General features: G+C 70.8%; 23 protein-coding genes. 14 read left to right on the plus strand and 9 right to left on the minus strand.

Annotation, left to right across the window (positions count from 1 at the left end):
• The first annotated feature begins 246 nt into the window (after positions 1 to 246).
• On the plus strand, positions 247 to 1608 hold the full coding sequence (locus BOQ63_RS22610) for a sensor histidine kinase (protein ID WP_078656412.1): 1362 nt from the start codon (positions 247 to 249) through the stop codon (positions 1606 to 1608).
• A complete protein-coding gene (locus BOQ63_RS22615; protein ID WP_030290358.1) occupies positions 1572 to 2222 on the plus strand; it encodes a LuxR C-terminal-related transcriptional regulator in 651 nt (216 codons plus the stop codon). Before BOQ63_RS22610 ends, BOQ63_RS22615 begins: the two co-directional genes overlap by 37 nt.
• A gap of 4 nt (positions 2223 to 2226) precedes the next feature.
• On the opposite strand, the gene cutA is transcribed toward BOQ63_RS22615, so the two are convergent.
• From cutA to BOQ63_RS22635, 4 genes are all read right to left on the minus strand, one after another.
• Entirely contained in the window at positions 2227 to 2556 is a 330-nt protein-coding gene (gene cutA, locus BOQ63_RS22620; RefSeq protein WP_030552835.1) for a divalent-cation tolerance protein CutA, read from the minus strand.
• Between the two features lie 82 nt (positions 2557 to 2638).
• A complete protein-coding gene (locus BOQ63_RS22625) occupies positions 2639 to 3535 on the minus strand; it encodes a class I SAM-dependent methyltransferase (protein WP_030552833.1) in 897 nt (298 codons plus the stop codon).
• 69 nt (positions 3536 to 3604) lie between these two features.
• Positions 3605 to 4591 (minus strand): NAD(P)/FAD-dependent oxidoreductase, encoded by a 987-nt coding sequence (locus BOQ63_RS22630; RefSeq protein ID WP_072654866.1) that lies wholly within the window; start codon positions 4589 to 4591, stop codon positions 3605 to 3607.
• Between the two features lie 64 nt (positions 4592 to 4655).
• A complete protein-coding gene (locus tag BOQ63_RS22635) occupies positions 4656 to 5633 on the minus strand; it encodes a hypothetical protein (protein WP_072654867.1) in 978 nt (325 codons plus the stop codon).
• Positions 5634 to 5797: 164 nt separating this feature from the next.
• Between BOQ63_RS22635 and BOQ63_RS22640 the strand changes: the two genes are divergently transcribed.
• The gene (locus BOQ63_RS22640; RefSeq protein WP_030290363.1) at positions 5798 to 6853 is read left to right on the plus strand and encodes an aldo/keto reductase; all 1056 of its coding nucleotides are present in this window, start codon (positions 5798 to 5800) and stop codon (positions 6851 to 6853) included.
• A 35-nt stretch (positions 6854 to 6888) separates the two neighbouring features.
• Positions 6889 to 7077 carry a type II toxin-antitoxin system Phd/YefM family antitoxin gene (locus BOQ63_RS22645; protein ID WP_223886019.1) on the plus strand — a complete coding sequence of 63 codons (189 nt, stop codon included), beginning with the start codon at positions 6889 to 6891 and terminating at the stop codon, positions 7075 to 7077.
• Between the two features lie 99 nt (positions 7078 to 7176).
• Here BOQ63_RS22645 and BOQ63_RS22650 read toward each other — a convergent pair whose 3' ends face one another.
• Positions 7177 to 7746, minus strand: coding sequence for a GNAT family N-acetyltransferase (locus tag BOQ63_RS22650; protein ID WP_078938756.1), 570 nt, complete (start codon positions 7744 to 7746; stop codon positions 7177 to 7179).
• A 23-nt stretch (positions 7747 to 7769) separates the two neighbouring features.
• Positions 7770 to 8660 (minus strand): NAD(P)-dependent oxidoreductase, encoded by an 891-nt coding sequence (locus BOQ63_RS22655; RefSeq protein WP_072656328.1) that lies wholly within the window; start codon positions 8658 to 8660, stop codon positions 7770 to 7772.
• A 148-nt stretch (positions 8661 to 8808) separates the two neighbouring features.
• Between BOQ63_RS22655 and BOQ63_RS22660 the strand changes: the two genes are divergently transcribed.
• On the plus strand, positions 8809 to 9090 hold the full coding sequence (locus BOQ63_RS22660; protein ID WP_046386197.1) for a winged helix-turn-helix transcriptional regulator: 282 nt from the start codon (positions 8809 to 8811) through the stop codon (positions 9088 to 9090).
• A 3-nt stretch (positions 9091 to 9093) separates the two neighbouring features.
• Here BOQ63_RS22660 and BOQ63_RS22665 read toward each other — a convergent pair whose 3' ends face one another.
• Positions 9094 to 9582, minus strand: coding sequence for an LURP-one-related/scramblase family protein (locus tag BOQ63_RS22665; RefSeq protein ID WP_030290368.1), 489 nt, complete (start codon positions 9580 to 9582; stop codon positions 9094 to 9096).
• A gap of 95 nt (positions 9583 to 9677) precedes the next feature.
• On the opposite strand from BOQ63_RS22665, the gene BOQ63_RS22670 reads away from it, so the two are divergent.
• The 8 genes from BOQ63_RS22670 to BOQ63_RS22705 all read left to right on the plus strand — a co-directional run bounded on the left by BOQ63_RS22670 (position 9678) and on the right by BOQ63_RS22705 (position 16198).
• A complete protein-coding gene (locus BOQ63_RS22670; RefSeq protein ID WP_072654868.1) occupies positions 9678 to 10184 on the plus strand; it encodes a GNAT family N-acetyltransferase in 507 nt (168 codons plus the stop codon).
• Positions 10185 to 10436: 252 nt separating this feature from the next.
• Entirely contained in the window at positions 10437 to 11972 is a 1536-nt protein-coding gene (locus tag BOQ63_RS22675; protein ID WP_072654869.1) for a recombinase family protein, read from the plus strand.
• Positions 11973 to 12803: 831 nt separating this feature from the next.
• On the plus strand, positions 12804 to 13079 hold the full coding sequence (locus BOQ63_RS22680; protein WP_030552817.1) for a hypothetical protein: 276 nt from the start codon (positions 12804 to 12806) through the stop codon (positions 13077 to 13079).
• A gap of 85 nt (positions 13080 to 13164) precedes the next feature.
• Positions 13165 to 13413, plus strand: a complete 249-nt coding sequence (locus tag BOQ63_RS22685) for a hypothetical protein (RefSeq protein ID WP_079183710.1) — start codon at positions 13165 to 13167, stop codon at positions 13411 to 13413.
• Positions 13414 to 13415: 2 nt separating this feature from the next.
• Positions 13416 to 13913, plus strand: a complete 498-nt coding sequence (locus BOQ63_RS22690; RefSeq protein ID WP_079183711.1) for a hypothetical protein — start codon at positions 13416 to 13418, stop codon at positions 13911 to 13913.
• A 281-nt stretch (positions 13914 to 14194) separates the two neighbouring features.
• The gene (locus BOQ63_RS22695) at positions 14195 to 14344 is read left to right on the plus strand and encodes an HNH endonuclease (protein ID WP_223886280.1); all 150 of its coding nucleotides are present in this window, start codon (positions 14195 to 14197) and stop codon (positions 14342 to 14344) included.
• An 849-nt stretch (positions 14345 to 15193) separates the two neighbouring features.
• Entirely contained in the window at positions 15194 to 15574 is a 381-nt protein-coding gene (locus tag BOQ63_RS22700) for a DUF8602 domain-containing protein (RefSeq protein WP_072654871.1), read from the plus strand.
• A gap of 129 nt (positions 15575 to 15703) precedes the next feature.
• Positions 15704 to 16198 carry a phage terminase small subunit P27 family gene (locus BOQ63_RS22705; protein ID WP_078938759.1) on the plus strand — a complete coding sequence of 165 codons (495 nt, stop codon included), beginning with the start codon at positions 15704 to 15706 and terminating at the stop codon, positions 16196 to 16198.
• Between the two features lie 77 nt (positions 16199 to 16275).
• Here the strand turns inward: BOQ63_RS22705 and BOQ63_RS22710 are convergent, their stop codons facing one another.
• Both BOQ63_RS22710 and BOQ63_RS22715 read right to left on the minus strand, forming a co-directional pair.
• The gene (locus BOQ63_RS22710; protein ID WP_030552813.1) at positions 16276 to 16746 is read right to left on the minus strand and encodes an NUDIX domain-containing protein; all 471 of its coding nucleotides are present in this window, start codon (positions 16744 to 16746) and stop codon (positions 16276 to 16278) included.
• A 4-nt stretch (positions 16747 to 16750) separates the two neighbouring features.
• Complete coding sequence (locus BOQ63_RS22715) at positions 16751 to 17494, minus strand: DUF5919 domain-containing protein (RefSeq protein WP_030552812.1); 744 nt, start codon at positions 17492 to 17494, stop codon at positions 16751 to 16753.
• Positions 17495 to 17640: 146 nt separating this feature from the next.
• Here BOQ63_RS22715 and BOQ63_RS22720 point away from each other — a divergent pair, with 146 nt between their 5' ends.
• Complete coding sequence (locus BOQ63_RS22720; protein WP_072654873.1) at positions 17641 to 17895, plus strand: hypothetical protein; 255 nt, start codon at positions 17641 to 17643, stop codon at positions 17893 to 17895.
• Positions 17896 to 18077: the final 182 nt, after the last annotated feature.

Genomic DNA, 18077 nt, shown 5'->3' on the forward strand with positions numbered 1-18077 from the left:
GAAAGATTGATTGTGGAGGCTCCGGCGCTCTGTGGCGGGTCGCCTCCCGACACCGACAACACTAGGAGGGACGCCCTTCCCGGGGACATGGCCTCTGGTCGTCGATCGGGGGGTGTACCCAGGTACCACCAAGAGGGGTCCAGGGCCCAGTGATCGGAATCGCGGCGGACGGCAGTCTGGATGTCGTCAGCAAGCAACGGGTAGGGATACCGGCCGCGAGGCCGTCACGGGAAGGGCCGAGCGGTCATGACCAGCAGCATCACCACGGGAGTTGTGAACAACGTGCAGAACACCGACACCACCGGCCGCTCCGGGCGGAACCCGCTCCGGGCGCTGGGCAACGCCATCCGGTCCTGCCTGCGCGGCCCGGTCCTGGCCGCCCTCGCGGTGCCGCAGCTGCTGCTGCTCACCGCGGCCACGGTCGCCGCCTCCCTGCTGGGCCTCGGCGTCGGCGCGCTGCTCGTTCCGCCCACGATCGTCGCGATCCGCGGCCTGGCCGGCCTGCGGCGCCGGCTCGCCGCCGACTGGACCGGCGTGGAGATCCGCGACCCCTACCAGCCGCTGCCGGACGCCGAAGCGGGCTTCAAGGGAGCCTGGAAGCGCTGCCAGGCGATGCTGTCCGACCAGGCCACCTGGCGCGACCTGCTCTGGCTGCTGGTCGATCCGATGGTCGGCTTCACGCTGGCGATCCTCCCGCTCACGGTGGTCGCGTACGGCGTCCTCGGCCTGGTGCTGCCCCAGTTCTGGCAGTCGATCGCCGACAACGGCGGCAACACCTGGTACCTGTGGATCCACGTCACCAGCTCGGGTGCGGCCGGCACCGCCGCCCTGTTCGGCGTCCCGGTGATGCTGGCCGGCCTGGCCGTCGCCCCCGCCGTCATGCGGGCCCACACCGCCCTCGCCAAGTCGCTGCTCGGCCCGACCGCCCGTGCCGAGGCGCTGGCCGCTGAGCGCAAGGTCGCCCACCTCACCGAGACCCGGCGCGACGCGCTGACCACCCAGGCCGCCGAACTGCGCCGGATCGAGCGGGACCTGCACGACGGGGCGCAGGCCCGGCTGGTGGCCATGGGCATGAACCTGGGCGTGGCCGAGCGCCTGGTCGAGCGGGACCCGGAGGCCGCGAAGCAGCTGCTCGCCGAGACCCGTCAGGCCTCCGCCTCCGCCCTCAACGAGCTGCGCGACCTGGTCCGCGGCATCCACCCCCCGGTGCTGGCCGACCGCGGCCTCGCCGACGCCGTCCGGGCCCTGTGCATGGACAGCCCGCTGAACGTGACCGTCTCCGCCGAGCTGCCCGGCCGCCCCGAGGCCCCGGTCGAGTCCGCCCTCTACTTCGCCGTCTCCGAGGCGCTCACCAACGCCGCCAAGCACTCCGGCGCCAGCCACGTCGACGTCCAACTGTGGTACGAGAACGGCACGCTGAAGGCCCAGATCACGGACGACGGCACCGGCGGCGCCGACCCCTCCCGCGGCACCGGCCTGCGCGGACTCGAGCGCCGGCTTGCTACCTTCGACGGAGTCCTGGCCGTCCGCAGCCCGCTCGGCGGCCCCACGACCCTGACGATGGAGCTGCCGTGCGAGTTGTACTCGCGGAGGACCTCTTCCTCCTGAGGGACGGTCTGATCCGGATGCTGCAGGCCTACGACTTCGAGGTCGTGGCCGCGGTGGACACCGGACCGGACCTCCTCCAGGCCCTCCTCACCGAACGTCCGGACGTGGCAGTCGTCGACGTACGACTGCCGCCGACGTTCACCGACGAGGGCCTCCAGGCGGCTCTGGAGGCGCGCCGGCAGATCCCCGGTCTGCCGGTGCTCGTGCTTTCCCAGTACGTGGAGCAGCTCTACGCCAAGGAGTTGCTGGCCGACGGCAGCGGCGCGATCGGCTACCTGCTCAAGGACCGGGTCTTCGACCCCGACGAGTTCGTGGCCACGGTCCACCGGGTGGCCGCGGGCGGCACCGCGCTGGACCCCCAGGTGATCGCGATGCTGGTCAGCAACACCGAACGCACCAAGCCGCTGGAGCGGCTGACGCCTCGTGAGCGCGAGGTGCTGGAGCTGATGGCCGAGGGGCGCTCGAACGGGGCGATCGCCGAGCGGATGGTGATCACCGAGCGGGCGGTGAAGAAGCACACCGCCAACATCTTCCTGAAGCTCGACCTGCCGCCCTCCGAGGAGGACCACCGCCGGGTGCTGGCGGTGCTGGCCTTCCTCCAGGTCGCGCCCTGACCGGCTACGACGCGGTCTCCCCGGCCACCCAGCGCAGGTAGCCGGGGCTGCCGGACACCACCGGCACGGCGATGACCTCGGGCGTCTCGTACGGGTGCCGCGCGGCGACGAACCCGGCCAGCCGGTCGGCCAGTTCGGCCCGGGTCTTGAGGTCGATCCGCCACTCCTCGGCGTCCTGCACCTCGCCCTCCCACCAGTACACCGAGCGGACGGGGTACACCTGCGCACAGGCCGCCAGCCGCTCCCGCACCACGGCGGCCGCCAGGTCCCGGGCCTGCTCCTCGGACTCGTGGGTGGTGGTCACCACGACGAAACCCTGCTCGTTCGCTGTCATGCAAGGACTCTAGGGCCGCGCCGCGCCACGCCACGGGCCCCGCGCCCGTCGGGGTCTCGGAAGCGACGGGCGGGGGCGGTTCTCAGTCCCGGCGGGCGGTGTGGACGGTCATCGCCGAGAGGTAGAAGGCGTCCGGGCGGTGCAGGACGCCGGTCGGGGCGTCCTGCTCGATCAGTGCCTCCAGAGTCGCCCGGTCCTCCGGGTCGAGCACCTCGGCGAGCTGGTCGTGGCGCCGTGCGAGCTGGGTGCGCAGGTACTCGCGGACCGGCCGGGCCAGCGGCGCCGGGTGGTCGACCAGGAAGGTGCGGGTGCCGCTGGGGACCAGTCCGGCCCGCCGCAGCATGGCCGGCCAGTCCTCGATCTCCTCGGTGGTGCCGGGCAGTTCGGCGCGCATCGCGGCGAAGCCGTCCTCGTGCACCGCGTCCAGCCGGGCCTGGAAGCCGGGTCGGCCCAGGCCGAAGTCACGGGGCAGGTAGCGCGCGGGCAGGCCGCTCTCGGCGACGGCGAGCAGGCCGCCGGGCCGCAGCCGGCCGGCCAGGGCGGTGAGCGCGGCCTGCTGGTCGCCGAGGTGGTGGATGGCGTTGCCGGACCAGATCAGGTCGGCCTCGCCGAGCTTGTCGAACTCGGCCGGCAGGTCGGCCTGTTGGGTGCCGAGGCGGCCGCCCGCGCGGGCCCGGGCGCGTTCCAGCAGGGCGGCCGACTGGTCGACGGCGACCACCTCGGCCGCCGGGAAGACCTCGGCGAGCAGCCCGGCGATCACCCCGGGCCCGGCGCCGACGTCGAGCACCCGGCGCACCGCGCCGTCCCCGGCGAGGCCGGACAGCCACCGCCCGGCCTCGGTGACGGCCTCGGCGCGCAGGTCGGCCTCCAGCTCCAGGTGCGCCGCGAGGGCGTCCCAGTCGAGGTCGGCGGCGGGCACGTGGCCGTGGCCGTGGTGCTGGTGCCCGTGGTGCTGGTGGCCGTGCTGCTGTGCGGACATGGTGTTCCCTCTCCGTGGTGGGGGTTCGGTGGTGGGTCCGGTGGTGGGTCCGGTGGTCAGCTTCACCGCTCAGGCGGCGACGGCCGGGCCGGACGCGCGGCGCAGTGCGACCGCCCGTCCGATCTCCTCGTCCACCAGGTCGTGGTTGAGGGCGAAGGCGGCCGCCGCGCCCGTCCCGGCGGCGGTGACCACCTGGGCGCGCGGGTCGGCGACGTTGCCGACGGCCCAGACGCCGGGCACGCTGGTGCGGCCGGTCCGGTCGGTGGTGACCCAGCCGTTGTCGTCCCGGGCGCAGTTCAGCCCGAAGAGCAGGGCGTCCCGGGGCACCGGCTGCGGGAAGACGAACACCGCCTCGCGGTTGACCACCCGCCCGGTGTCGAGCTCGACTCCGCGCAGCCGCCCGTCGTCGGCCACCAGCCGGACGATCCGGCCCCCGACCACCCGGACGCCGCGAGCCGCGAGCCGCTCGCGGTCGGCCGCGGTCAGTTCCAGGGTGTGGGCCAGCAGCACCACGTCCGCCGACCACTGCCGCAGCAGCAGTGCCTGGTCGACGGACCCGGGTGCGGTGCCGAGCACCCCGAGCGGGCGGTCGCGGACCTCCCAGCCGTGGCAGTACGGGCAGTGCAGCACGTCCCGGCCCCAGCGCTCGGCGAGCCCGGGCAGTTCCGGCAGCCCGTCCCGCAGTCCGGTGGCGACGACCACCCGGCGCGCCTGCAGCACCGGTCCGCCCGCCAGGTGGACGAGGAAGCCGAGTTCGGTGGGCTCGGCGTTCTCGACGTGCTCGACCCGCCCGTCGATCAGGTCCACCCCGTACCGGGCGACCTCCTCCCGTCCGACCGCCAGCAGTGCGGCCGGCGGCATGCCGTCCCGGCTCAGGAAGCCCTGCATGTGGGCGGCGGGGGCGTTGCGCGGCTCACCCGCGTCCACCACCGCGACCCGCCTCCGGGCCCGGCCCAGCACCAGGGCGGCGCTCAGTCCCGCCGCGCCCGCGCCGATCACCACCGCGTCGTGGCGCTCCGCCGTGTCGTAGTACTCCGCCGTTTTCGTTGCGCTCATCGTCGCTCACCTCCACCGCCAGGCTGCGACCGACCATCCGGTATCGGCAAGGATTGTTGCCATCTCAGCAAACCTTCGGAGAAGCCCGGCCGCCGCCGGTCCGCCGCCAGTACGAGCGGGTGGCCACCGCCAGCGCCACCCCGTACCCCGCGAAGGCGCAGGCCCCGACCCAGGCCACCTCCAGGGCCTGCTCGGGCGTGGCCCATTCGCCCTGGCGGATCCCGATCACCCCGGACGAGCACAGCGACAGGTAGCCGATCCCGACCACCCCGTACGGCACCAGCGTGACGGCGCCGATCAGCGCCGGGGTGAGCGGCAGCCAGCGCGGGACGGCCCGGCCGCGCAGCGGCAGGGTCCAGCGCGGGAACACCTGTCCCCACGGCCGCACCAGCCCCCACAGCAGGAACACCCCGATCGCCGCCAGCAGCACGGTGCCGTCCAGCCCCCGGCGCTCCAGCGCGAGCCACAGCCCGGAGGAGCCGTTGTGCACGTAGCTCGCGTACATCTCGTCCCCGCTGACCCCGGCGAAGCTGCCCCCGAACGCCCAGATCAGCTTCATCACCACGTAGGGCAGGAAGGCCAGGCTCCCGGCCCAGGCGGCCAGTTGGACGACCGCCGGGGCCGGCGAGGGCGCCGGGCGACCAATCACCGGCCGCTCCGCGAGCGGCCTTCGGGCCCGGGCGGTCCCGGCCAGCAGCAGCGCCCCGGCCGCCGCCAGCGCCTTGTGCACCGCGTCCGGGACGCTGTCCACGGCCTGCCCGAACAGCAGCGTCACCACGTCCATCAGCAGGCTCCAGGACGCCACCACGGCCAGTCCGCACAACACCCGGAGCACCCACGTCAGCCACCGCCCCGGCTGCCCCCGGGCCGCCGCCCACCCGGCCCCGACCGCCGCCAACCCCACCCCGGCGACCACCCATCCCAGCCAGGCGGCACTCCACAGGGCCGTCCCGCTCAGCCCACAGCCCAGCCCGAACCCGGCGTAGCCCACGCCCCAGCCGGCCACTGCCCGGCCGTCCCGCACCCACTCGCGCTCTCCCATGGCCCCAGGCTCGCCCGCGCCACCCCGCCCCGGCCTCCGCCCGGCTGCTGATCCGGCTCCCCCATCAGGGGGATCCACGCCGGCCCTTGCGCTGGAGCGCACTCCAACTCCTAGCCTCTGAGCCGACACCGCAGCACCGACCCACCAACCTGGGGAGTACCACCATGCGTTACCGCGTCCTCGGCGGCACCGGCATCGAGGTGAGCGCCTACTGCCTCGGCACGATGATGTTCGGCGCCATCGGCAACCCCGACCACGACGACTGCGCCCGGATCATCAACACCGCGCTCGACCGGGGCGTCAACTTCGTCGACACCGCCGACATCTACTCGGCCGGAGAATCCGAGGAGATCGTCGGCAAGACGCTGGCAGCCCGCGGTGACCGGGACGAGATCGTGCTGGCCACCAAGGCGCACTTCCCGATGGGCGAGGGCCGGGCCCGCGGCGGCAACTCGCGGCGCTGGATCGTGCGCGAGGTGGAGGAGAGCCTGCGCCGGCTGCGCACCGACCGGATCGACCTCTACCAGATCCACCGGCCGGACCACACCACGGACATCGAGGAGACCCTCGCCGTCCTGGGCGACCTGGTCCGGGCCGGCAAGATCCTCGCCTTCGGCTGCTCCACCTTCCCCGCCGAGCAGATCGTGGACGCCCACCACGTCGCCGAACGCCGCGCCCTGCCGCGCTTCCGCACCGAGCAGCCGCCGTACTCGCTGCTCGCCCGCGGCATCGAGCGGGACGTCCTGCCGGTGGTGCAGCGGCTCGGCATGGGCGCGCTGACCTGGGGCCCGCTGGCCGGCGGCTTCCTCACCGGCCGCTACCGCAAGGGCCGCCCGGTCGACCTGACCACCGGGCGCGCCGCCATCAACCCGGGCCGCTTCGACCCGACGCTGCCCACCACCGCCGCCAAGCTGGACGCGGTCGAGGCCTTCACCGAGCTCGCCGAGGACCTCGGCCGCACCCTGCCCGAGCTGGCCACCGCCTTCCCGCTGGCCCACCCCGCCGTCACCTCGGTGATCATCGGCCCGCGCACCATGGAGCAGCTCGAATCCGCCCTCGAGGCGGCCGACCTGGTCCTGGACGACGCCACCCTGGACCGGATCGACGCCATCGTCCCGCCCGGCACCGACCTCTACCGGGCCGACGGCGCCTGGCAGCCCCCGTCCCTCACCACCCCCGCCCTCCGCCGCCGCCCCGCCGCCGACCGCTCCGCGGCCTGATCGAGGCCGGCCGTCGAAGGACTGCTGCACGGCGCATGACGGCGCGACACATCGGCGGCATGAAGACCATCACGCAGCGCGAACTCGCAGCGCGGTCCAAGGCCGTACTCGACGATGTCGAAGCCGGCGAGGTCCACCACATCACCCGCAACGGCACCGAGATCGCCGAGGTCCGTCCGATCAGCAGTCGCCGTCGCTTCGTTCCACACCCGGAACGGCGCTGACTTCGTCGGCCTCGAACAGGGCGTCGAAGTCATCCTGGTCCAGGACCGGCCCTGGACCGACCGCCCGGCGACACGCCGGGCGGTCGCGCCGCGTCCGGCTCACCCCCTCGGCGCGGCGAAGCAGTGGACCACGACCGTACGGCCGGAGGCCCACCGCTGTTCGCCGCTGCCGAGCGGGGTCCAGCCGAGGCGGCGGTAGAGGGCCAGGGCGGCGGTGTCGGTGGAGAGCACGTCGAGCACGGGGTGCAGCCCGAGCACCCGCGCGTGCGCCACGGCGCTGGCCAGCAGCAGTGCGCCGGCGGCCCGTCCGCGCGCCGCCGGGGCGACGAACAACCGGCCGATCACCGCCGTGAGTTCCGGGCGTCCGCCGGCCCGCCGGCTCCACAGTCCGGGGGCCATGTCCCCCGGAGCGCTGCGGGCCAGGCCGACGTGACCGGCGGTCCGGCCGTCCGCCTCGGCGATCCAGGCCGCCAGCAGGCCGTCCGGGGTGAGCCAGGCGGCGGGCCGTTCGGGCCACTCGGCGGGGTAGCCGTCGGCGGCATGGACATCGGCCAGGGCCCGGACGCAGTCGGCGAGGTCGGCGGCGCGGCGCCGACGGACGCCCACCCCCGCCCCGGTCCGCCGTGAGCCGGACGCGACGACATTGGCGCGTTCTTCAAGGTCAGCCATGCCGGTACGTTACCGGCCGGCCCTCACCGCCGCAGCAGGTCGACCACCCCGGTCACGTCCTCGGCGCCGCTGCCGAGCGCCAGCCGGTGCTCCATCAACCGGAAGAACGGGGACAGCAGTTCGACGCTGACCCGCTGCTCCTCGGCGGTGCGCAGCAGCGTCTCCTTGCCCGCCACCTGCATCGCCAGGTTGGAGACCACGCCCGTGGTGTAGTCCCCGCTCTCCAACTGCGCCGCCGTCCGCTCGACCGACCCGGCCATCGCGGTGAGCCAACTCCCCAGCAGCGGCGCCAGATCGCCCGGCCTCACCGCCTCGCCCCGCACCAGCGCGAAGGCGTGCGCGACCCCGGCGAACATCCCGTACATCGCGCTCAGCAGCGCCACGTCGTGCAGCGCCGCGTGCCCGGCGTCCGCGCCGACGTACCGGACGGCGGCCGGGGCGGCCAGCGCCTCCCGGTGCTCCTCGAACAGCTCCGCCGAGCCGCTGTAGAACACGTACGCCCCGGCCTCCGGGACGCCGATCATCGGCGGGACGGCCATGATGCCGCCGTCCAGGTAGCGGGCGCCCCGGGCCCCGGCCCAGGCGGCCCGGGCGCGGGCCTGGCCCGGGGTGCTGGTGACCAGGTTGACCAGGTCCCGGCCGGCCAGGTCGGCCCCCGCCAGCGCCTCCTCGACCGAGACGTCGTCCAGCAGGCAGACCACCACCAGCCGGCCGGCCGCGACGGCCTCGGCGGCGGTGGCCGCCACCACGGCGCCCTCGGCGGCGAGCGCCTCGGCGCGGGCGACGGAGCGGTTCCAGACGGTCAGCGGGTGTCCGGCGGCGAGCCAGGCGCGGGCCAGCGCGGTGCCCATCGCACCGAGGCCGAGCAGGGTGACGGGGCTCTTCGTGACGTTCTCAACTGTGTTCTGTGCCATGCCGACCAGCCTCGGCGCGACCCCGACCGTGATCAAGTACGCACTTCGGAGTGGGTGGTTACCCTGGGGTGAGCGACGAGGTCGGAAGGGGTGGGCCGTGGCGACCGTGCCGAGGCCGGGGGCGCACGTCTGCGGGATCGACGCCGCGATGGACGTGATCGGCGGCAAGTGGAAGGTGCTGATCCTGTGGGCGCTCGGCGAGCGCCCACACTGCCGCTTCGGCGAACTGCGCCGCCTGGTACCGGGGATCACCGAGAAGGTGCTGGCCGCCCACCTGCGCGAGCTGGAGGCCGACGGCATCGTGCACCGGGAGGCCCACCAGGAGGTGCCGCCCCGGGTCGAGTACGCGCTGACCGAGGCGGGACGGCACCTGAACGCGGCGCTGGCCCCGCTGGGCGTCTGGGGCCGGGACCACGTCCTGAACCGCTGACCCTCAGTGCTCCTCCGCCGCCAGGTGGTCGACGCAGGCCGCGACCGCGAGCAGCAGCCCGGTGTCCGCCCCGTCCGCGATCTCCACCCCGTAGGTGTCCCGGACCCGGAACCACTTGCGGGAGATCCGGGCGAGCCGGTCCCCGTGCTGGTTCTCGATCCGGTAGTCCTTGTCGATCAGGTCGCCGTGGATCCGCAGCTCGCCGCCGGAGGCCAGTTCCACCAGGTACTTGTCCCGGAACGGGGTGAACAGCTTCTCCCGGACGGTCGCGACCACCTCGCCGTCGGCGTCCTCGATCTTCATCGCATCGCGGACGGCGAGCATCTTCTCCTTCACCACCGCGACCACCCGCCCGTGCGCGTCCTTCAGCTCGAAGGTGTGCCGCAGCCGCAGCACCTTGCCGTCCACCAGGTAGGCCTTGTGCCCCCGGTCGTCCTCGATCCAGTAGTCGTCGCCGACCGCGAACAGCTTCTCCCTGACCAGGTACCGCACCACAGCCTCCTCCGTCGTCGGACTCGAACCACCCATTCGACCCGCACCCGCACCCGCCGCGCGGCACCGCCGCGCCGCAGCGCTTCAATGTCGCCATGCTGATCACCCCGCTGCGCACCGAGCGCCTCGACCTCCTCCCCCTCACCCCCGAGCACGCCGACGAACTCGCCGCCGCCCTGGCCGATCCCGCCCTGCACGCCTTCACCGGCGGCCGCCCGGCCACCCCCGAGGAGATGCGCGCCCGCTGCACGCGGCTCGCCGCCGGCTCCCCGGACCCGGCCGTGGCCTGGGGCAACTGGGCCCTGCGGCTGCGCGCCGACGGCGCCCTGACCGGCTACGTCCAGGCCACCGTCCGCCCGCAGGCCGCCGAAGCCGAACTCGCCTGGGTGGTCGGCGCCCCCTGGCAGCGCCGCGGCCTGGCCACCGAGGCCGCCCGCGCCCTGCTCGACCACCTCGCCGCCACCAGCGTCACCACCGCCCTGGCCCACATCCACCCCGACCACGAGGCCTCCGCCCGCATCGCCCGAGCCCTCGGCCTCCGCCCGACCCCGCACACCCAGGACGGCGAGATCCGCTGGCAGGCCGATCTTCCGCACCCGTAGCATCCGAGGCCCGAAGAACCCGGACGGAGGAAGCCACCATGTCCGCCCGCCCGGAATGCCCCCGACCCCCCATGGGGTTGGATACAGCCATGGCATCTCGTGCACGTGTACGCGCCCCCGAACTGGTCGGGGCAGGCGGTTGGCTGAACACCGGCGGCAAGGACCTCACCCTCGCCCGACTTCCGGGGAAAGATCACCGTCCTGGACTTCTGGAAGTCCTACACAATGTAGGGATCTCCAGAGGGGGCGTACGTGCACCACCACACCCTGAGTGACCTGTACCTTCGGCTGTCCTTGGACCGGGACGGCAAGACGGCGATCGAGCGGCAGGAAGCCGACTGTCGCGCTTGGGCTGAGCGCCACGGGCTGACGGTCCGCAAGGTCCACATCGACCGAGGGCGCTCCGGATTCAAGGACGTTGAGCGTAAGGGGTTCGACTCGGCCCTCGCCGCCGTCACAGCGGGCGTCGTCGGGACGCTGATCGTATGGAAGCTGGACCGCCTGTCCCGCAAGGGCATTGGGCAGGTCGGCAAGGTCCTGGACGACATCGAGAAGGCGGGCGGCCGTCTGGTCTCCGTCGTGGACGGTCTCGACACCTCGAACGACTCGGCCCGCATGGTCGTCGCCACGCTCGCCGAACTCGCCCGATCCGAGTCGAAGAACCTCGGGACCCGGGTCGCCCACGCGAAGCGCCACCTGCGCCGACAGGGCCAGTGGATCGGCGGACAGCCCCCGTACGGGCTGCTGGTCGACCCGACCACGAAGAAGCTGACGCACGACCCCGACACGGCCGTCTACGCCCGGCTGATCGCGGATGACGCGCTGGCCGGCAAGTCCCTCGTGCAGATCGCCCGGCTGCTCAACGAGTACGACATCCCCTCGGCCCGGGGCGGCCAGTGGAACGCCGCGAGCATCATGAACCTGGTCAAGTCGCCTGCCTTCGCCGGACTCATGCCCGAGACCGAAACCATCGAAGCCGAGGACGGCAGCCGGAAGTTCACCAGCCGCGTGTTCCCCTACCGCGATCCCGAGACACTGGACACGGTCAGCATCGGCGAGGGGATCATCACGGTCGGCGAGCGCGAACGGATCATCCGGCAGCTCGAATCCAGGACCCGCGTCCATGCTGGGAAGCGGATGCCGAAGCCGAACGGCACGGCGCTGCTCACCAGCCTGGTGTTCTGCGACGTACCCGGGTGCGGTCGCCGGATGCACAAGGTCGGCAACAGCTACCAGTGCATGGCCCGCCGAGCGGGCAACCAGTGCCCCGGAGCGAGCGCCATGGCCGACCGGGTGGACGAGTACGTGTCCGAGCGCTTCCTCTCCATGCTTCCTGCTCTGGAGTTGGACGACCCCATGTTGGTCGCTATCGCCGACCGTTGGGTGAAGCGGGCAGACCCGGAGACCTTCGCCAAGCGGGGCGCCATAGCCGACGAAATCGCTGACCAGGAAGCCCGGTTGGCCGACCTGGAAGACGCACGCTACGTCCGTGGCGAGTTCGACCGCCCCGGCGCACTCGACCGCTACGACCGCCTCGCCGCCCGACTCCAGAGCCGCATCGACGGCCTGCGCGCCGATCTCACCGCCCTGCCGCTCCCGGCCGTCGACATCACTCCGCTGCTGGACGGCGAGTTGCTGCGGGCCGCCTGGGCGGCCGCGACACAGGACCAGAAGCGGGATCGCCTTTCCCTGGCCATAGACGGCGTGTTCATCAGCAAGGGTCAGCGCGGCAAGCGCTTCATCCCGGAGCAGCGAGTCCGCATCAAGTGGGCTGAGATCAAGGAGTAGCAACCCGTGCCCGCCCATGGTCCCCACTGGCCACCGTGCCTGGGTGCCTGCCGGGGGCTTTCTCGTGCAACGCAGGACAGCGCCCGGCGGGGTGACGAGGTGACGGTTCTGGGGCTTGTTCTGGTTCTCTCAGACATGTCTATAGAGAGAACTGAAATCAGGCTCTCAACCGTCACTACGTCACCTCACCGCGCCGGGGGCAGTGCGGTGGACCGCCAGGGGTGACGTGGTGACGTTCGAGGCGGTGGTTCTGGTTTCTCTTAGATCCCGCGCACAGAAGAGAAACCGGAATCACCCTGCTGAACGTCACCACGTCCCCCGCGCTGGTCGAGACGCACACGGGCGCACGCCGCCGTGGTGGGTGTGCATGAAGGGAAGGTTTGCTCTCCCTAACAAGCGAGGGGCAGGAAGCGGCGAGTAGGAAATTTCTGGTCCCCCACCATGGTGAGCCTGCGCCGTACCGTCTGCGGGGCACATCTGGCCTCCCCGGAATCTTGGAGGCCACGACGCAGAGCGTCCGCCGGGCCGCTTCGACCGTTACCCGTCATGCCGCAGAGTGAGACGCAGATCACATGTCCGAGATTACCTGAACGCCCCGATATACAGGCCATCTGCCCGCTCTCCCCAACGGTAGGAGAGGAAATCGTCCGTCCCTACAAGTCCGGGGAGGGGAATTCGTCCCCTTCTTCCACTTCGGGGCCCAAGGAATCCCTCCCCGTCCACTACAGGATGAACGGGGAATCGTCCCTCTCTACGTGGGAACCCCTCGCCCTCCACTTACGAGGGATTGACCGTCCCACCGAAAACACCGACAGCCATGGAGGCTTCGAAATGAACACTGACCACGCCCGCACGCTGGAGCTGATCCGCAGCGCCGAAGCGGCAACACTGAGGGCCCTGTCCGGAGAGGGCGCGGCAGCCGGCGAAGCGCACCGGCTGACCGCTGAGGCGGCGCGGCTGTTGGAGCCCATCACCGAGGCGGGCCCGTGCCAGCGCAAGGGCTGCACCAACACGGTCATGCAGCGCGCCACGGGTCGCCCCCGGCTCTACTGCGGCGCGGTGTGCCAGCAGGCCGCCTACTGGGCCCGCAAGGCGGACGCTGCGTAGCGAGAGCAGTCGCCGTAAGCCGACCCCTCCCGGTTCCGGGCAGGGGCTTTTTCATGCCGCCGAGGCGGCCAACCAGAGGAACATCGTGATCACCCGCAGCAGTTTCAACTACTCGAACGAGGACCGCGAGACGAAGCGGCTCCGTCTTCGCGCAGACGCTTTCCAGTACAGCGCTGCCATGGAGCGGCTTGCCGAGATGAAGCGCGACCGCCCCGAGCAGTACGACCAGATGGGCGCTGTCGCTCACCTGTCGCTCGGCCACTACGAGGCCGCGAAGGCTGCCGCCGTGCAGCTCGGCCGCAACGTTTCCGCCCCTACCGATCGTGAGGTCTGACCATGAGCAACGACGTTTCCCGAGCCGCTGACAAGCTCGCCAAGCTGCGCGCCCAGGCGGACCGCCTCGCGGGTCCGATGGCGGACGCCGAGGCCGCCCTAGTGGCCGCCGAGGAGGCTGAGCAGGCCCGTCGTGCCGAGAGGGCCGCCGAATACGACCGCACGTTCCTCACGACGTGGACGGCGCAGGCCGCTGAGAGGTCCGACCGAGCCAATGAACTGCACGCGGAGTTCATCGAGCTTCTGTCTGCCGAGCCGTGGTTTCAGGCGTACGTGGCGCACCATGCCGAGCGGTACAAGCGCGAGAAGATCCTGACGGCCGCGCAGAACGCACAGGCCCACCTTGGCGAGGCGCGGACTCTCCCCGAGCAGCGTTGGTACGACCTGCGCATCATCGAGGACATCACCAGCGCTGTGGACAACGCCGCTGCGGCCCTCGGTGTGGCCTACGCCGAAGAGCTGGACGCCCAGCGAAACGCCTACATCGAAGCGGCGGACTGACATGGCTGTTGACGCGCTCGACCCCGGCCCGGACGGGACCTATCCGTACTTCCCTCGGGATGCGAAGGGGCGGCCCGTTTGGTCCGATTCCCCAACTGGTCTGCCGCTAGTCAACGGTGGTGCACCGATGCCCCGCGGAGTCCAGCCGATGCGCGACCCGATGAACTCTGGCCGGCTGCTGGCCGTGGACGTGACGCCGAGGCACCGAAACGGCGAACCGATCAATCCACCGGTCATTCCTCCGGCTCCGGAATGACCAAACAGGCTCAGCAGCGTGCGGGCTGTGCGGCGGGATATTCCCCGCCGAGCTGGTCGACGTGGACCACCCAACACCGCTCGCCCTCGGCGGCGAGGACACGGACGACAACGTGTGGCGGTTGTGCCGCACCTGCCACCGAGGGAAGACCGTGCGGGAGTTCACCGCCGGGTGAGCAGTGCCGCGAGGGTTCCGGCGCCTGCTGTGGCTGCGGTGATGAGCCACGCTGGGATGCGCTGAATGGTCAAGTGAAGTCCACCCCAGCGGAGTTCGAACTGCGGGGCTCGGGCCTTGCTGCCTGGCTGTTGAGTCATGTTCTCCACCTCATCAGTTGCGAGGGAACGGCGCGGCACCTTGCCTCCTCAAATTGGTCTGCCCAACCGGTCGACGCCATACCACGGCGCGTGAAGGCCCCAGAATTCACCCCCGTTCTACGGTCGCGCACTTCGCCATGGCGCACGACGAAGCGCGGCGACAGAACAGAAGACACCATTGGAGGCGCCCCATGCCGCGAAGCCCGTGCTCGATCCCGGGGTGCCCCGAGCTGACCGCCCGCGGTGCCTGTCGGCCTACGACTTCCGAGCCCACCAGGCCGTGAGGACGGTGCCGCCGGTCGACGCTGTGGTGATGAGCCACACGGGGATGCGCTGGATGGTCAAGTTAAGCCCACCCCATCGGAGTTCGAACTACGGAGTTTGGGCCCCGCGGCGTTTGGTTCGCGTCATGGCTGTATTCCAGCAGATCTGACGCCGAGTTAGGGGATTGCCGAACGCCCTCAGGCCTCAGAAGTGCGTCTCATCAGGGCGTTCCTGATGAGAAATCACCCGTTCAGCGGTCGCGCACTGCGCATGACTGTGCAGCCTGGGGTCAAAACGGGATGAACCCTCCCATGCTGCGGGGCCTCGCCCCGCGTTCGGTCGCCCGATGCTTGGGACTCGTCGTACGAGATTGCACCTTTCCCGCTACCCCGCAGTGGTTCCCAGGTCTGTGTGCCTTGATTTTCCCGCGGTAGAGGAGGCCCCCCATGCCCCGAAGACCCCGCCCACCCTGTTCGGTTCCCGGGTGCCCCGAGCTGACTGCCCGTGGCGGTCGCTGTCCGCAGCACCAGCGCGAGGCAGAGCAGCAGCGAGGCAGTGCGGCAGAGCGCGGGTACGACGCTCGGCGTTGGGCTCGCATCCGTCGGGCCTACCTGTATGCCCACCCGTGGTGTGTGCTGTGCGGTCGCTCGGCCGTGGTCGCTGACCACTTCCCCGAGTCGCGTCGCTCGCTGGTCGCCCGTGGCGTTGCTGACCCGGACGCTTGGCATCGGCTACGGCCGTTGTGCACTCAGTGTCACAGCCGCGAGACCGCGCAGCACCAGCCCGGCGGTTGGGCTGCTGAGAGGGTCAAGCCGACAAGGCTCTGACCTGGGCTTTTACCAGGGGGGTACCCCCTGCCCCTCCCGACCCTGACCGGCAGGGAGGGAAAAGACTCGCGCCGGAGCTGAGGCCATTTTTGGCAGTCCGGCGCGTCCGCCACAAAACGAAAGGAGACCATGGCTGACCGATACCGGCCTAAGCCGGCAGCAGCGCGGGCCCGAGAGGGAAACCCATCCAAGTCCGAAATCAAAGAGGGTGTGATAGTCCCGCGCGCCATCCTCGCGGAACCGAATTGGCGAGACATTTTCAAAGACTCGCCGACCGCCCAGACGCAGGAGGCGAACATCCGGTGCAGGAAAGTCGCGTCCGCGGAGTGGCGCCGCATCGTTCCCATCCTCGAATTTGCCGCAGGGCTCGGCGAAGTCGACCATACGACCGTCAAGGACCTGTGCGTCTGCGTTGCCAGGATCGACCAGGCCGAGCGAGACCTGTCCGAACGTGGGCTCATGGTCACCGCCGAGCGCGGCACCGTGAAAAATGGCGCTGCCACTATTGCCACTCAGTACCGGTCACAGCTCTCCCGTTACATCAGAGAGTTGGGGCTATCGCCCAGCGCACGAGTCGCTATCGCCCCGACCGAATCCGAAGATGACTCCGACATCTGGGACTGATCCGCCCAAGCACCACAACGGCCCCACCCTGTCCGCCCTTTGTGGTGGCAGGGGTGGGGCCCTTTGTCGTCTGTGCCCTACCCCAGGTACGGAGTCGCCCGGTGTTCAAGGAAGTGCCGGAGCCGCAGTTGCTGCGTGTGATGCATGGGCAGTTCTCCGATGTCGCTCGGGGCCACGAACTGCAGATCGGTCGACTCGTTGGAGATCCGGAGTTCTCCGCCGGTGATGCGCGCGGTGAAGCAGACGTTGAACTGTTGCCGTACCTCGCCGTCCGAGTAGGCGATCACGTGCCGAGGATCGGTGTACGTGCCGACGAGTCCCGTGATCTCCACGTCAAGGCCGGTTTCCTCACGCACCTCCCGGACGGCCGTTCCTGGGAGTGACTCGCCAAGATCCATCGTGCCGCCCGGCAGCGCGTACAGACCGTTGTCGGTGCGTCGTTGCAGCAGGATGCGCCCTTCCTCATCGGTCACCACTGCGGACGCTGCCACCACCAGCCGATTCGGCTTGGGCGCGTTGGGGTCGTCGTAGAACTCGGTGCGTGCCACGTGATCAGCTCTCCTCCACCGGTCGGGCGGTGTTCCACACTGCATCGAAGCTCGCAGCATAGGTGTCGAACAGCGTCCCTGCGCCGGTCCTCCGCAGGTGCCAGACGGGGGCTCCGAAAGCGTTGACTCCCCAGACGTGCGCGTTCACCAACAGCTGGTCATCGGCCCGGTAGAGGCTGTTGTAGAGCGTGGTCCCGTGGGTTCGGATCTCGATGCCTGGTGTGCCGAGCAGCGGACGGTAGTGCAGGAGGGCGAGCCTGCACCGGGACTCGATGCCGTGCCCGAACCGCTCCTCCTCTCCTCGTTGCTTGACGTTCTCGCTGGCGGCGTCACCAAGGGCGATCCGGACCGCGCACCCCTCGGCGGCGCGCTCGCGAAGGAGTTCGTTCAGCCGGGGATACGCCTCGTGCAGGAACACGGCCGCGTAGACCAACACGTCGATCCGCTCAGTGGCCTTTCCAAGCAAGTCCACGAAGACGGAGACGGGAAGGTCGGCTCGCTGCTCGTACAGGGCGACCAGTTCGGGGCTTATCGCGCGTGCGGCGCGCGGCTGCCGCAGGCTCGGCCACAGTGCGAACATGTCTTCTCCGAGGGCTTCGGCAGCCAAACGGGCTGTGCCTAACCGGGGCGTGCGGTTCTGGTTGGCCCACCGCTCGACCGACTTGGTGTCCACGCCGGCTTTCTCAGCCAGGGCTGAGCACGTCCAACCTCTCGACGCCATAACGTCTTTCAGTCTCTCGTTCGGCATCCCGCTTGTCTCCCCGCACATCACGGACCTTTGTCAGGGACGTTCTACCCCACGAGGGACGTTCGGAAGTGTCCCTTGCACGAGGTTCCACCGTCCCGGGTAACTGCCAGATCTTGGTGGCAAGTCGGCGGAGAGGAGCGGGGGCAGTGGCACCGCGCAAGGCAACCCGGACGATCTACAAGCCCAAGATCGGTGAGGTCGTCAGGGACCGTGCCCACAAGGGCGTGGAAGGCACCTACATGGGCATCCAAGGCCGCGTGGTCTACCTTCGCCCCAGAGGCGGCGGGCAGGAGTGGGAGACCTATCCGAGCGAGATCGAAGCCTTGCCGAACGGCCCGGAGCTGATCGCCGTCATGCGGCCGAGTACTCCGTGCTGCGCTTCGGAGCGGACCGAGCGGTGAGCACCCCACGTCTCGTCGTCCTGGGACGTGTCCTTCGTGCACTGGCGACGGAGCCCCGCCACACGATTGCGTGGATGTGGGGCGCCTACATCCAATTCGCATGGCCTGTAACGATGTTCAGCCCCTATCGCAGGCATCTTGCCAGGCGAATGAAGCTCCGCCGAAAGCTCGACCAGCAGGCC

The sequence above is a fragment of the Streptomyces viridifaciens genome, from assembly GCF_001888885.2.
Taxonomy (GTDB): Bacteria; Actinomycetota; Actinomycetes; order Streptomycetales; family Streptomycetaceae; genus Kitasatospora; species Kitasatospora aureofaciens.

Bases quoted from the DNA above. Each gene is read 5' to 3' on its own strand.
- BOQ63_RS22610 (WP_078656412.1), top strand. From the start codon at position 247: ATGACCAGCAGCATCACCACGGGAGTTGTGAACAACGTGCAGAACACC.
- cutA (WP_030552835.1), bottom strand. From the start codon at position 2,556: ATGACAGCGAACGAGCAGGGTTTCGTCGTGGTGACCACCACCCACGAG.
- BOQ63_RS22625 (WP_030552833.1), bottom strand. From the start codon at position 3,535: ATGTCCGCACAGCAGCACGGCCACCAGCACCACGGGCACCAGCACCAC.
- BOQ63_RS22630 (WP_072654866.1), bottom strand. From the start codon at position 4,591: ATGAGCGCAACGAAAACGGCGGAGTACTACGACACGGCGGAGCGCCAC.
- BOQ63_RS22635 (WP_072654867.1), bottom strand. From the start codon at position 5,633: ATGGGAGAGCGCGAGTGGGTGCGGGACGGCCGGGCAGTGGCCGGCTGG.
- BOQ63_RS22640 (WP_030290363.1), top strand. From the start codon at position 5,798: ATGCGTTACCGCGTCCTCGGCGGCACCGGCATCGAGGTGAGCGCCTAC.
- BOQ63_RS22645 (WP_223886019.1), top strand. From the start codon at position 6,889: ATGACGGCGCGACACATCGGCGGCATGAAGACCATCACGCAGCGCGAA.
- BOQ63_RS22650 (WP_078938756.1), bottom strand. From the start codon at position 7,746: ATGGCTGACCTTGAAGAACGCGCCAATGTCGTCGCGTCCGGCTCACGG.
- BOQ63_RS22655 (WP_072656328.1), bottom strand. From the start codon at position 8,660: ATGGCACAGAACACAGTTGAGAACGTCACGAAGAGCCCCGTCACCCTG.
- BOQ63_RS22660 (WP_046386197.1), top strand. From the start codon at position 8,809: ATGGACGTGATCGGCGGCAAGTGGAAGGTGCTGATCCTGTGGGCGCTC.
- BOQ63_RS22670 (WP_072654868.1), top strand. From the start codon at position 9,678: ATGCTGATCACCCCGCTGCGCACCGAGCGCCTCGACCTCCTCCCCCTC.
- BOQ63_RS22680 (WP_030552817.1), top strand. From the start codon at position 12,804: ATGAACACTGACCACGCCCGCACGCTGGAGCTGATCCGCAGCGCCGAA.
- BOQ63_RS22690 (WP_079183711.1), top strand. From the start codon at position 13,416: ATGAGCAACGACGTTTCCCGAGCCGCTGACAAGCTCGCCAAGCTGCGC.
- BOQ63_RS22700 (WP_072654871.1), top strand. From the start codon at position 15,194: ATGCCCCGAAGACCCCGCCCACCCTGTTCGGTTCCCGGGTGCCCCGAG.
- BOQ63_RS22705 (WP_078938759.1), top strand. From the start codon at position 15,704: ATGGCTGACCGATACCGGCCTAAGCCGGCAGCAGCGCGGGCCCGAGAG.
- BOQ63_RS22715 (WP_030552812.1), bottom strand. From the start codon at position 17,494: ATGCCGAACGAGAGACTGAAAGACGTTATGGCGTCGAGAGGTTGGACG.